This window comes from Streptomyces sp. NPDC005808, assembly GCF_042871385.1.
Classification (GTDB): domain Bacteria; phylum Actinomycetota; class Actinomycetes; order Streptomycetales; family Streptomycetaceae; genus Streptomyces.
The window spans coordinates 17810-30356 of sequence record NZ_JBIAIK010000005.1; the positions used below are offsets into that span (position 1 = coordinate 17810).

9 protein-coding genes are annotated in these 12547 nt (G+C 70.9%); all 9 read left to right on the top strand.

The annotated features are described in order from the left end of the window. The first annotated feature begins 4 nt into the window (after positions 1–4). The 9 genes from ACFYPC_RS12905 (at position 5) to ACFYPC_RS12945 (ending at position 12450) form a co-directional block, all read left to right on the top strand. Positions 5–949 carry a carbohydrate ABC transporter permease gene (locus tag ACFYPC_RS12905; RefSeq protein ID WP_388674381.1) on the top strand — a complete coding sequence of 315 codons (945 nt, stop codon included), beginning with the start codon at positions 5–7 and terminating at the stop codon, positions 947–949. A 4-nt stretch (positions 950–953) separates the two neighbouring features. Next, positions 954–1850, top strand: a complete 897-nt coding sequence (locus ACFYPC_RS12910; RefSeq protein WP_388674383.1) for a carbohydrate ABC transporter permease — start codon at positions 954–956, stop codon at positions 1848–1850. A gap of 5 nt (positions 1851–1855) precedes the next feature. After that, positions 1856–3121: a 6-phospho-beta-glucosidase gene (locus ACFYPC_RS12915; RefSeq protein ID WP_388674385.1), complete on the top strand. Its 1266-nt coding sequence runs from the start codon at positions 1856–1858 to the stop codon at positions 3119–3121. Further along, positions 3118–4122 carry an N-acetylglucosamine kinase gene (locus ACFYPC_RS12920; protein WP_388674387.1) on the top strand — a complete coding sequence of 335 codons (1005 nt, stop codon included), beginning with the start codon at positions 3118–3120 and terminating at the stop codon, positions 4120–4122. The genes ACFYPC_RS12915 and ACFYPC_RS12920 overlap by 4 nt, the downstream gene beginning before the upstream one ends. 432 nt (positions 4123–4554) lie before the next feature. Further along, a complete protein-coding gene (locus ACFYPC_RS12925; protein ID WP_388674389.1) occupies positions 4555–6063 on the top strand; it encodes a hypothetical protein in 1509 nt (502 codons plus the stop codon). 29 nt (positions 6064–6092) lie between these two features. Continuing rightward, complete coding sequence (locus tag ACFYPC_RS12930) at positions 6093–7118, top strand: glutamate ABC transporter substrate-binding protein (protein WP_388674391.1); 1026 nt, start codon at positions 6093–6095, stop codon at positions 7116–7118. An 89-nt stretch (positions 7119–7207) separates the two neighbouring features. Next, entirely contained in the window at positions 7208–8533 is a 1326-nt protein-coding gene (locus ACFYPC_RS12935; protein ID WP_388674393.1) for a hypothetical protein, read from the top strand. A 71-nt stretch (positions 8534–8604) separates the two neighbouring features. Beyond that, the gene (locus ACFYPC_RS12940) at positions 8605–11094 is read left to right on the top strand and encodes a tetratricopeptide repeat protein (RefSeq protein ID WP_388675221.1); all 2490 of its coding nucleotides are present in this window, start codon (positions 8605–8607) and stop codon (positions 11092–11094) included. Then, positions 11095–12450 carry a PP2C family serine/threonine-protein phosphatase gene (locus ACFYPC_RS12945; protein ID WP_388674395.1) on the top strand — a complete coding sequence of 452 codons (1356 nt, stop codon included), beginning with the start codon at positions 11095–11097 and terminating at the stop codon, positions 12448–12450. The last annotated feature ends 97 nt before the right edge of the window (positions 12451–12547 follow it).

Genomic DNA, 12547 nt, shown 5'->3' on the forward strand with positions numbered 1-12547 from the left:
CATCATGAGCGCCACGTACACACTGCGCGCCAAGCGCCGCCGGGCGGCGCTGAAGACGGCCGCCTTCATGTCGCCCTGGCTGATCGGATTCGCCGTCTTCTTCGCGTATCCGCTGCTCTCGACGGTCTACTTCTCGTTCATGCACTACGACGGCTTCCAGCCGCCGACGTGGGTCGGGACGAAGAACTGGGTCTACGTCTTCCAGAACTACCCGCTGTTCTGGCCCGCGTTGAGGAACACCCTGTGGCTCGTCGTCATCATGGTGAGCCTCCGGGTCCTCTTCGGGCTCGGCGTCGGCCTGCTGATCACGAAGATCAGGACGGGCCCGGGGGTCTTCCGGACCCTCTTCTACCTGCCCTACCTCGCCCCGCCGGTCGCCGCCACGATGGCCTTCGCCTTCCTCCTCAACCCCGGTACGGGACCGGTCAACTCGATCCTGGAGAGCATCGGGATCCCGGCGCCCGGCTGGTTCAACGACCCGGCGTGGTCGAAGCCGGCCCTGACCATGCTGGCCCTGTGGGGTGTCGGCGACCTGATGGTCATCTTCATGGCCGCGCTGCTCGACGTACCCAAGGAGCAGTACGAGGCCGCCGAGTTGGACGGCGCGTCGGCGTGGCAGCGCTTCCGGTACGTGACGCTGCCGAACATCTCGCCGATCGTGATGTTCGCGGTGGTCACCGGCGTGATCCAGACCATGCAGTACTACACACAGCCGCTGATCGCCGGGAAGGTCGCGTCGGGCGTCATCCAGGGCGCCGGAACCCAGTTCGTGCCGGGTTATCCCGACAAGTCGACGCTCACCCTCCCCCAGCTCGTCTACAACCTCGGCTTCCAGCGCTTCGACTACGGCTCCGCCTGTGTGGTCGCGCTGGTGCTGTTCGCCCTGTCCATGGTGTTCACCGCGTTCCTGATGCGGCGCCGGGGCGGTCTCATCCAGGCAGGTGAATGACACCATGACCACTCAAGTACTGGACAAACCCACGGAGTTGAAGGCCCCCGTCTCGCCCGCCGAGCGCACCGCCCGCCGCAGGGCGCTCCTGGAGTGGATCGCCGTGCACGCCCTCGGCGTCGCGGCCGCCCTCTTCTTCGTGCTGCCCTTCGTGTTCGTCTTCCTGACCTCGCTGATGAGCGACACCCAGGCACTCAGCCGCGACCTGATCCCGCACACCTGGGAGTGGGGCAACTACCGGAAGGTCTTCGACACCCCGGGCTTTCTGACCTGGTGGAAGAACACTCTCCTGTACGCCGGTGCCGGCACCGTCCTCACCGTGGTCTCCTCGATCCCCGTCGCCTACGCACTCGCCAAGTTCCGCTTCCGGGGCCGGAATCTGTCGCTGATGCTGGTCATCTCGATGATGATGCTGCCGCCGCAGGTCGTCGTCATCCCGATGTACCTGTTCTGGGCGAAGCAGCTGGACCTGTCCGGCACCCTGTGGCCGCTGATCATCCCGATGGCGTTCGGAGACGCGTTCTCGATCTTCCTGCTGCGCCAGTTCCTGATGACGATCCCGAACGAGTACCTGGACGCGGCGAAGGTGGACGGCTGCGGAGACCTGCGGGTGCTCCTGAAGATCGTCCTGCCGATGGCCAAACCGGGTATCGCCGCGGTCGCCCTCTTCCAGTTCTTCTACGCGTGGAACGACTACTTCGGGCCCCAGATCTACGCTTCCGAGAACCCCGGCGCCTGGACGCTCTCCTACGGTCTGGAGTCGTTCAAGGGCGTCCACCACACCGACTGGAACCTGACCATGGCCGCGACCGTGCTGGTCATGGCCCCCGTGATCCTCGTGTTCTTCTTCGCGCAGAAGGCGTTCGTCGAAGGTGTCACGCTCACCGGAGTGAAGGGTTGACACGCATGAAACTCACCGTGGTCGGCGGAGGGTCGACCTACACCCCCGAACTCATCGACGGCTTCGCCCGGTTGCGGGACACCCTGCCCGTCGAGGAGCTGGTGCTCGTCGACCCGGCGGCGGAACGCCTGGAGCTGGTGGGCGGCCTGGCCCGGCGGATCTTCGCGCGGCAGGGGCACCCCGGCAGGATCGTCACGACCGCCGATCTGGACGCGGGCGTCGAGGGCGCCGACGCCGTACTGCTGCAACTGCGCGTCGGCGGGCAGGCGGCACGCAACGAGGACGAGACCTGGCCGCTGGAGTGCGGCTGCGTCGGGCAGGAGACGACGGGGGCGGGCGGCCTCGCCAAGGCGCTGCGCACGGTGCCCGTGGTCCTCGACATCGCCGAGCGCGTCCGCCGCACCAACCCGGACGCCTGGATCATCGACTTCACCAACCCGGTCGGGATCGTGACCCGCGCCCTGCTCCAGGCCGGCCACAAGACCGTCGGACTGTGCAACGTGGCGATCGGCTTCCAGCGGAAGTTCGCCGCGCTGCTCGGGGTCACACCCGCCGAGGTGCACCTGGACCATGTGGGACTCAACCACCTCAGCTGGGAAACCGGTGTGCGCCTGGGCGGCCCCGAGGGGGAGGACGTCCTGCCCCAACTCCTCGCCGAACACGGCGACACCATTGCCGACGACCTGCACCTGCCGCGCAGCGTCGTCGACCGCCTCGGCGTCGTCCCCTCGTACTACCTGCGCTACTACTACGCGCACGACGAGGTCGTACGAGAACTGCGGACCAGCCCTTCCCGGGCATCCGAAGTGGCGGAGATGGAACGGCAGTTGCTGAAGATGTACGGCGACCCGACGCTGGACGAGAAGCCGGAGCTGCTCGCCCGGCGCGGCGGCGCCTACTACTCGGAGGCGGCCGTGGACCTCGCGGCGGCACTGCTCGGCGGGGGCGGCAGCCCCTACCAGGTGGTGAACACGTACAACAACGGGACGCTGCCCTTCCTGCCGGCCGACGCCGTGATCGAGGTGCAGGCCGCGATCGGCTCCCAGGGACCGGCACCGCTGCCGGTGCCGCCCGTGGACCCGCTCTATGCGGGCCTGATGGCGAACGTCACGGCGTATGAGGACCTGGCCCTGGAGGCGGCCCTGCGCGGCGGCCGGGACCGTGTGTTCCGCGCTCTCCTCGCCCACCCCCTCATCGGCCAGCACGCGTACGCCGACGCCCTCACCGACCAGCTGATCGCGCACAACCGGGAGCACCTCGCGTGGGCATGACCTCATCGGGATCCGGCGCCGCCGGGTCCGGCCCCGCGGCCCTGGTCCTGGCCATCGACGCCGGGAACAGCAAGACCGACGCGGCCGTACTGGCCGCGGACGGACGGGTGGTCGGGACGGCGCGCGGCGGCGGTTTCCGGCCGCCGGTGGTCGGCGTGGAGACGGCGGTGGACTCGCTGGCCGAGACCGTCGGCCGGGCCTTCGCCGAGGCGGGCGTCACCTCGGTCGCCCATGTCTCCGCCTGCCTCGCCAACGCCGATCTCCCCGTCGAGGAGGAGCGGTTGGCGGCGGCGCTGGACGCGCGTGCGTGGGGGGCGAGTGTGGAGGTGCGCAACGACACCTTCGCGATCCTGCGGGCCGGGATCGCCGAGCCGCGCGGGGTCGCGGTGGTGTGCGGGGCGGGCATCAACTGCGTCGGCATGCGGCCCGACGGGCTCACCGCGCGCTTCCCCGCGATCGGTCGTCTCTCCGGGGACTGGGGCGGTGGTGGGGGGCTCGCGGAGGAGGCCCTGTGGCACGCGGCGCGTGCCGAGGACGGCCGGGGCGGGCCCACCGCTCTCGCCCGCACCCTGCCCGCGCACTTCGGCCTGCCCTCCATGTACGCCCTCATCGAGGCGCTCCACCTCGAACACCTCGATGAGGCCCGGCGGCACGAGCTGACGCCGGTTCTGTTCGCCACGGCGGTCGACGGCGACCCGGTCGCCCGCTCCCTCGTGGACCGTCTCGCGGAGGAGGTAGTGGCCATGGCCACGGTCGCCCTGACCCGCCTGTCCCTCCTGGAGGAACCCGTCCCGGTCCTCCTCGGCGGCAGCATCCTCGCCGCCCGCCACCCCCAACTCGACACCGGTATACGGGACTTGCTGGCCGACCGGGCCCCCAAGGCGGTCCCCCAGGTGGTCACCGCCCGCCCGGTCCTGGGCGCAGCGCTCCTGGGCCTGGACCACGTACGGGCCCCGGCCGACACCCACACCCGCGTGCGAGCGTTCTACGAGGGGAACTGAAAGGCTTCTTTCGCCCCCTCCGCCCCTTCCCATTCCCGTCACTTGGAGGCTCCGCCCCCAAACCCCCGCTCCTCAAACGCCGGAGGGGCTAACCCCCATTAGCCCGTCCGGCGCTTGAGGACGAGCGCGTCCAGCGCGAAGCGGGGGTCTGGGGGCGGCAGCCCCCAGAAACAAGGGACGGGCAGGGGCGGAGGGGGCGAAAAAACCCGCCCCCCGCCCCCACCCCGGACGGGAACCGAACACATACCGAGGGCGTGTTCAGGGGAAGGGGGGCGTTGCGGGGAGCTTCGCGCTGCGCTGTGATCCGCACAAGATCGAGTCAAGAGCTGTGCGGATGACAGTCCCTGCGACGATACTTGCGGCCGTGCACCTCCTCCGTGCTCCTCGCACACGGACCAGAGGTGACCGACGGATGACCATGGGGGAGGTCGGGTGACACACCCGCCGAACGGCAGCGCAGCTCCACCGGGAACACCGGGGGTCCCTCCGGCACGCCCGGCCGCACCCACCATGCCGGCCCTGCCGCCGCAGTCCGGCCTTCCTGCACCGCGTTCGACCGGACCCGACAAACCCAACAGCGCACACACGCCCGCGCCCACCCCCTCCCCCGCTCCCCCACGCCGCACGGCCTGGGCGGAAGGCGTGGACACCCTGCGCGCCGCGGCGACGACGGAACCGGGCCGCCTACGGATCATCGGCGCCGTACTCGCCCTGCTGGTCGTCGCGTTCGGCGCGGTCACCGCCTGGCAGATGACGGACCGTTCGGGCGCCGCGGACGACGTACTGAACAGCAGCCAGCCGCTGAGCGCCAGCGCGGCGGACATCTACCGCTCGCTCGCGGACGCCAACACCGCGGCCTCCAGCGGCTTCCTGGCGGGCGGCCAGGAGACGGAGGCGTCCCGCACCCGGTACGAGGCGGACATCCAGACGGCCGCCGAGAAGCTGGTGACGGCCGCGGCCAACTCGCAGCCGGGCTCCCCGTCGGCCGACACGATCACCAAGCTCAACAAACTGCTGCCGGAGTACAAGGGCCTGATCGAGCGGGCCCGCGCCAACAACCGGCAGGGCTTCCCGCTCGGCGGCGCCTACCTGCGGTACGCGAACGCGACGATGCAGGACGAGATGCTCCCGGCGGCCAAGGACCTCTACACCAAGGAGAACCAGCGCCTGGAGGCCGACTACGCCGACGCCACGCCCTACCCGTGGGCCGCGATCGGCCTCGGGCTGCTCGCACTCGGCGGGCTCGCCTGGGCGCAGCGGCGCAACTACCGCCGTACGAACCGGGTGTTGAACCAGGGCATGGCCGCCGCCACCGCCGCCTCCACGGTCGTACTGCTCTGGCTCGTGGTCGGGCACAGCGTGGCCAGGGCGGGACTCAACGAGTCCTACGACCACGGCGTCCGCTCCCTGAACGTGCTGAACGACGCCCGGCTCGCGTCACTGAACGCGCGGGGCAACGAAAACCTCACGCTGGTCAGCCGGGGCGCGGAGACCGAGGAGCTGAAGGACGGCACGGTCGTGGACGCCTTCGACTACGACTTCCAGCAGGAGATGGACGACCTCACCGAGAAGCTGGCCGCCGCCGCAGCCCTCGCCGACGACGAGGCGGGCGAGCAGCCCGTGGCGACCGCGACGGGCAACATGAAGGAATGGAAGCTCCGTCACCTGGACGCCCGCGCGGCCGATGACAACGGCGACTACCAGGCGGCGCTCGACAAGGTGATCGGTTCCAAGAGCGACAAACCGACGGGCGAGTGCTTCGACGGCGTCGACAAGAACCTGGCGCTGGCACTGGCGCACGAGGAGACCGAGTTCAAGCAGTCGGCGGCCAACGGCCTGGACGCGATGACCGGTCTGCCGGTGGGTGCGGCGGTCCTCGCGGTGCTGGCCGCGGCGGGCGCGGTGCTGGGCATCGGACGCAGGCTTTCGGAGTACCGGTGAGAGGAGGAGCGGTGAGAGGAGGAGCGGCAATGAGTGCACGACGTCTGAGGGCAAGCCTGAAGGGCTGGGGCGGCGTGGGTGCGATGGCCGTCGCCTGCGCACTCACCGCGGTGTTCGCCCTGTTGCTGCCGCTGAGCAGCACGCGCGGGGACGGCAGTACGGGCATCGGCGGCCAGGGCGTGGGCCAGGGCAAGCAGGCGAAGGCCGAGGAGTGCACCGCTCCGCAGGACCAGAGCCTGACGCCGTCCGGCCTGGACGGCGCGACGATCGAGGCCATCAAGAACCGCCCTGTCAAGGACCGGCGGCTGATCGTCGGCGTCGACCAGAACAGCTTCCGCTGGGGCTACCGCGACCCGAACAGCACGCAGAGCGGCAGCGACCTCGAAGGCTTCGACATCGACCTCGTCCGCGCGATCGCCGGTGACATTCTGGGCGACCCGACCGCCGTGCAGTTCCGCGCCATCCCCACCAACCAGCGCATCCCCGCGATCCAGAGCGGCGAGGTCGACATGGTGGTCCGCACCATGACCATCACCTGCTCCCGGCTTGAGGATGTCGCGTTCTCCGCGCCCTACTTCGAGACCGGCCAGCAGGTTCTGGCCCCGAAGACCTCGACCATCACGGGGTACGACAAGTCGCTGGCGAACAAGAAGATCTGCACGGCGACGGGCTCCACCGCCTACGAGAAGCTGGACGCCGACAGGAAGACGGGCAAGCTCGTCTCCACCGCCGACATCTCGACGACGGTTCCCAATCAACTCGACTGCCTGGTAAGGCTCCAGCTCGGTGAGGTCGACGCCGTGGTGACGGACGGCGCGCTGGCCGCGAGCCAGGCCGCACAGGACCCCACGGTCGAGCTCAAGGGCAAGTCCTTCACCACGGAGTACTACGGCGTGGCGATGAAGAAGGGCGCCGACGATCTGGTACGCCGGGTCAACCAGGTCCTGGAGAACTACCGCCAGAGCGGCTGGCAGGCGTCGTACGACAAGTGGCTCTCCCCGACCCTCGGGGCCGACTCCCCCTCGTCGGATCCGCCCGTCGCGCAATACAAGTAGCGGTACGGGCAGCAGTAGCGGTACGGGCAGCAGTGGCAGTACTGGTAGCGGTACACGTGGCCGACACGGCCGAAAGCGAGAGGTGATCGATGGGCGTCACGGGACCCCCCGAGCCGGTGATGGACCGGGACGAGGTGGACCGTGCGCTGGCGCGGCTCGGCGCGGAGCACGAAGCCATCGAGACCTCGCTCCTCGCCCTGCAGGACCACGCGGGCCGCAGGCTCCTCGAAGGCGCCGAGCTCACCGGCACGACCAAGGAGCGCTGGTCTGCCGCCGAGGCGTCGATCAACCTGCTGTGGGCGTACTTCGACGCCTACTCGGACGCCCTGAACTCCGCCCGCCGGATCCGCTCCCGCAGACGCTGGTCCAGCCGCGAGGACCTGGTGGAGCTGACCGAACTGCTGCGCGGCGCGAGCATCACGGTCGCCGGGTCGGCGACGGCCACCGCGAACGCGCCGACACTCGCCGGCTCCGGCAAGCTCAGCGAGCGGTTCTCGCTGGTCGCACTGGTGGAGCGGATGAACGAGCTGTACGCGTCCTCGCTCGACATGGTCATCGCCGCGGACGCGGTCTGGTCCGCCCTGCCCGCCCGGATCGATCTGCTGGCCGCGGAACTCCAGCGCACCCGCCGGCTCGCCCACTCCGTCGGCGTACGCCCCGGTGAGCACCCTTCGGGTGACGACCTGGAGCGGATCACCCGCACACTCACCGCCCTGCGCGAGCGCGTGGTGTCCGACCCGCTGGCCTTCTGGCTGCCCGCACAAGGGAGTTCGGCGCCCGGCGGCGGCCGCCCGGACACCACGAGGTACGACCGCGAGGCGCGCTCCCTGGAGGACGTGCGCCGGGAGATCGACGCCGTGCTCACCGTCCGGCAGGACGCCGAGGCGCGCCTGGTGAAGCTGCGGGACGTGCTCAGCCGCGCGGACCGCACCCTCGCCGAGGCGAGGAACGCCCGCGGTGAGGTGCTCGCGAAGATCGCCGCGTCCGAGGTGCCCGCGGTCAGCGGCCCGCCGACCGTGCTCCAGGAGCAGTTGGCGACGGCCGCCGAGTACCGCAGGCACGCCCAGTGGCACCGTCTCTCACCGCTCCTGGAGGCGCTGGAGGAGAAGGCGGAGGACGAACTGCTGCGCGCCCGCGAGTCGTTGACCGCGGTCACCCAGCCACTGGCCGTCCGCGCGGAGCTGCGCGGCCGCCTCGACGCGTACAAGGCGAAGGTCGCCCGGCACGGGCTCGCGGAGGACCCGTTCCTCATCGAGCGCTACGACGCGGCGCGCCGCATGCTGTGGAGCGCGCCCTGCGACCTGCGCGTCGCTGAGGACGCCGTACTGCGCTACCAGCACGCGGCGGCCGACCTGCTCAGCCCGCGGGTGCCCGAGCAGGGCAACGGACCACAGGACCGTAGGGGGGAATCGTGAGTCAGCAGTCCGAGTCTGCAGGGGAGCAGCGGAAGTGCCAGCGGCCCGGTTGCTCGGGGTCGTACGAGGACATGGGCGGCGGTGAGCTGTACTGCGACACGTGCGGTCTGGCGCCGGTCGTGTCCGCGGGCGGGATGGTGGGCTCGCCGCCGACCGGGATCACGGCGGGCGGCCGGAGCTCGCGCGGTTCGGGCAGCTCCAACAGCCGTGGTTCACGGGCGAGTTCGCGTACGTCGTCACGCTCCTCGCAGTCGCGGCGCTCGGTCTCCGGTCGCCTCTCGCGCTCGCTGTCCGGTTCCTCGACGGGCCGCTCGGTGTCGGTGCGCAGCTCCGGTTCGTCCGCCGGTTCCACCGGGCGCGGCCGGCTCGGTGCCGGCCTGGTCGAGGTGCCGGGCGTGCCGCGCCCCGACCCGCGCGGGATGGTCCAGGAGAACCCGGAGGTGCCCGAGCGCAAGCGCTTCTGCTCGCGCTCCGACTGCGGTGCTCCGGTGGGACGTTCACGCGGTGAGACACCGGGGCGCACGGAGGGGTTCTGCACGAAGTGCGGCAACCCGTACTCGTTCGTGCCGAAGCTGGCCACGGGCGACATCGTGCACGGCCAGTACGAGGTCGTGGGCTGTCTCGCGCACGGCGGGCTCGGCTGGGTGTATCTGGCCGTCGACCGCGCGGTGTCCGACCGCTGGGTGGTCCTCAAGGGCCTGCTCGACACGGGCGACCAGGACGCGATGGCGGCGGCGATCTCCGAGCGCCGCTTCCTCGCCGAGATCGAGCACGCCAACATCGTGCGGATCTACAACTTCGTCGAGCACCTCGACCAGCGCACCGGCTCCCTCGACGGCTACATCGTCATGGAGTACGTCGGCGGCAAGTCCCTCAAGGAGATCGCCAACGACCGTCGTACGGCGGCCGGGAAGCGGGACCCGCTGGCGGTGGAGCAGGCCTGCGCATACGGGATCGAGGCGCTTGAGGCGCTCGGCCATCTGCACAGCCGCAACCTGCTGTACTGCGACTTCAAGGTCGACAACGCGATCCAGACCGAGGACCAGCTCAAGCTGATCGACATGGGCGCGGTGCGCAGGATGGACGACGAGGAGTCGGCCATCTACGGCACGGTGGGCTACCAGGCGCCGGAGGTGGCCGAGGTCGGCCCGTCGGTCGCCTCCGACCTGTACACGGTCGCCCGCACGCTGGCCGTGATGACCTTCGACTTCCAGGGCTACACGAACGTGTTCGTGGACTCCCTGCCGGACCCGGACCACATCGAGGTCTTCCGCCAGTACGAGTCCTTCTACCGGCTCCTGGTGCGGGCCACCGATCCCGACCCGGCCCGGCGGTTCGCCTCCGCGCAGGAGATGGCCGAGCAGCTGACCGGTGTGCTGCGCGAGGTCGTCTCCGTCCAGACCGGCCGCGCCCGTCCCTCGCTCTCCACCCTGTTCGGGCCCGAACTCAGGGTCACGGACACGGAGTTGTTCGGAAAGCTGGACGGGGACGTGTCGCGTCTCGGCGCGCGGGCCGTGCCGGTGGGTCGCCGGCAACGAGCACTGCCTGCCGCCAACGGTGGTGGACTCGCGATCACTTCGGGTGCCGCCGCGGCCTCCGTCGGCTCCGGCAATCTGGTCAAGTCCGTCCAAGCCGCCGCGACCGCACTCGCGCTGCCCGTTCCCCGGGTCGATCCGGGGGACCCCAACGCGGGCTTCCTCGCCGGGCTCATGGCCTCGGCGCCCGCGGAGCTGATCACCGCACTGCGCGCGGCGCCCACCGGCTCCCTGGAGCTGCGCCTGCGCGAGCTGCGGGCCCGCCTGGAGATGGGCGAACTGGCAGCCGCCACCAGAGCACTTGAGGCCCTGGAGGCGGACCACCCGGACGACTGGCGGGTGGTCTGGTACCGGGGCGTCGCGGCGCTCGCGAACGGCGAGCAGGAGACCGCGGCGCTGTCCTTCGACGCCATCTACGACGCGTTTCCCGGCGAGCCGGCGCCCAAGCTGGCCCTCGGCGTGTGCGCGGAGGTGCTCGGGCAGCTGGACAACGCCGCCGAGTACTACCGCCTGGTGTGGACGACCGACCCCAGTTATGTGAGTGCGGCGTTCGGCCTGGCCCGCGTGCAGCTCGCCTCGGGCGACCGCCGTGGCGCCGTACAGACGCTGGAATCCGTACCGGAGTCGTCGATCCACTACACGGCGGCGCGGGTCGCGGCCGTGCGGGCGCGGCTGCGGCAGCGACTCGCCGAGGAAGCGCCCGCCACGCCGGTCCTCGACGATCTCACAGCCGCCGCGGGGCAGGTCGAGGCGCTGGGCGGATACGGTCTCGACGCGGTGCGACGCGAGCAGTTGTCGACAGAAGTACTGGGCTGCGCCCTGGACTGGGTACTCTCCGGTAGCCAGGTGTCCGCTCCGGCCTCCGGCGGTGGACGTGCGCTGCTCGGCAGCGAGCTGGACGAGCGCGGCCTCCGCTTCGGTCTGGAGCGCTCGTACCGGACGCTGGCCCGCCTCGCGCAGGGCGGCGAGGAGAGGATCGATCTGGTGGAACGTGCCAACCGTTACCGCCCCCGGACGTGGGTGTGATTGATGTCCCAGATGCCCCAGCCGACGGCCCTTTCGCGGTGCCCCAGTTGCGAGGAGCCACTGGAGGCGGGTGACCGCTTCTGCGGCGCGTGCGGGTACGACCTGTCGGCGGTGCCCGCACCGCCCCAGGACGAGCCGACGATCGCCATGAACGGCACGTCGCCGCGCCCTCCTTCGGCCGTCCCGTCCGTGGACTGGCCCGTCGCGCCCGAGGTGGACAGTTCCAACACACCGGCGCCGGTGCACCGGGCGGCGGACATCCGGGGCACCGACTCCGGCGGCTCCGAACTCCCGCACCCGGCGGGCGAATCCGCGGGCGTACGGTTCGACAGGCCACGGGAGCCGGACGAGTACCCCTTGGCACCCCCGGCCGAAGCGCCTCTCGCCGACCCGCCTCTCACCGACCCGCGCACCGCCGAGCTCGCGACACCCGCCGCGGGCACCAGGCTGTGCGTCGCCTGCCGCTCGGGCAGTGTCGACAGCGACGGCTACTGCGAGAACTGCGGGCACGCGCAGCCGCGCGAACGCGACCACATGGAGCAGGAGTTGAGCGCCGTCTCCGCGGTCAGCGACCGCGGCCTGCGCCACCACCGCAACGAGGACGCGTTCGCGATCTCCTCAACCGCGCTGCCCGACGGTGCACCCGCCGTCGTGGCGATCGTCTGCGACGGCGTCTCCTCGGCGACCCGCCCCGACGAGGCCTCGCTCGCCGCGTCCCGGGCGGCCAACGAAGCACTCCTGGCGGCCCTGCCGCTGGGTACGCACCCGCAGCAGGCCATGCACGAGGCGATCATCGCCGCCTCGGAGGCCGTCAACTCCCTCGCGGACGCGCCCGCTCCGCACGACGAGCACACCCCGCACGTGAACGCGCCCGCCTGCACCCTCGTCGGCGCCATCGTCACCCCCACCCTGCTGATCATCGGCTGGGTCGGTGACAGCCGCGCCTACTGGGTCCCCGTCGACCGCGCCTCGCCCCCGGCCCGGCTCACCGAGGACGACTCGTGGGCCGCGCAGATGGTCGCGGCGGGCCTGATGAACGAGGCGGAGGCCTACGCCGACGACCGCGCCCACGCCATCACGGGGTGGCTCGGCGCCGACTCCTACGAACTGGAGCCGCACACCGCTTCCTTCAAGCCGGACCGGCCGGGTGTAGTGGTGGTGTGCACCGACGGGCTGTGGAACTACGCGGAGGCGGCCGAACACCTGGCCGAGGTCGTACCCCTGGACGCCGCCGAACGTCCGCTGCACAGCGCGCAGGTCCTGGTCGGCCACGCCCTGGACGGCGGGGGCCACGACAACGTAACAGTGGCGGTCCTGCCGTTCCCGGCCCCCGCGCAGGGGGCAGGATCGGCCTGAGGCCGCGAACGGCGTGCGGCCTCGGACCGGAGGGGACCGGTCCGGACACAGTCATCACTCCCGTAGTACGTACTACGGGTGCCTTGAGGGGGACGAA

Bases quoted from the DNA above. Each gene is read 5' to 3' on its own strand.
- ACFYPC_RS12905 (WP_388674381.1), top strand. From the start codon at position 5: ATGAGCGCCACGTACACACTGCGCGCCAAGCGCCGCCGGGCGGCGCTG.
- ACFYPC_RS12910 (WP_388674383.1), top strand. From the start codon at position 954: ATGACCACTCAAGTACTGGACAAACCCACGGAGTTGAAGGCCCCCGTC.
- ACFYPC_RS12915 (WP_388674385.1), top strand. From the start codon at position 1,856: ATGAAACTCACCGTGGTCGGCGGAGGGTCGACCTACACCCCCGAACTC.
- ACFYPC_RS12920 (WP_388674387.1), top strand. From the start codon at position 3,118: ATGACCTCATCGGGATCCGGCGCCGCCGGGTCCGGCCCCGCGGCCCTG.
- ACFYPC_RS12930 (WP_388674391.1), top strand. From the start codon at position 6,093: ATGAGTGCACGACGTCTGAGGGCAAGCCTGAAGGGCTGGGGCGGCGTG.
- ACFYPC_RS12935 (WP_388674393.1), top strand. From the start codon at position 7,208: ATGGGCGTCACGGGACCCCCCGAGCCGGTGATGGACCGGGACGAGGTG.
- ACFYPC_RS12940 (WP_388675221.1), top strand. From the start codon at position 8,605: ATGGGCGGCGGTGAGCTGTACTGCGACACGTGCGGTCTGGCGCCGGTC.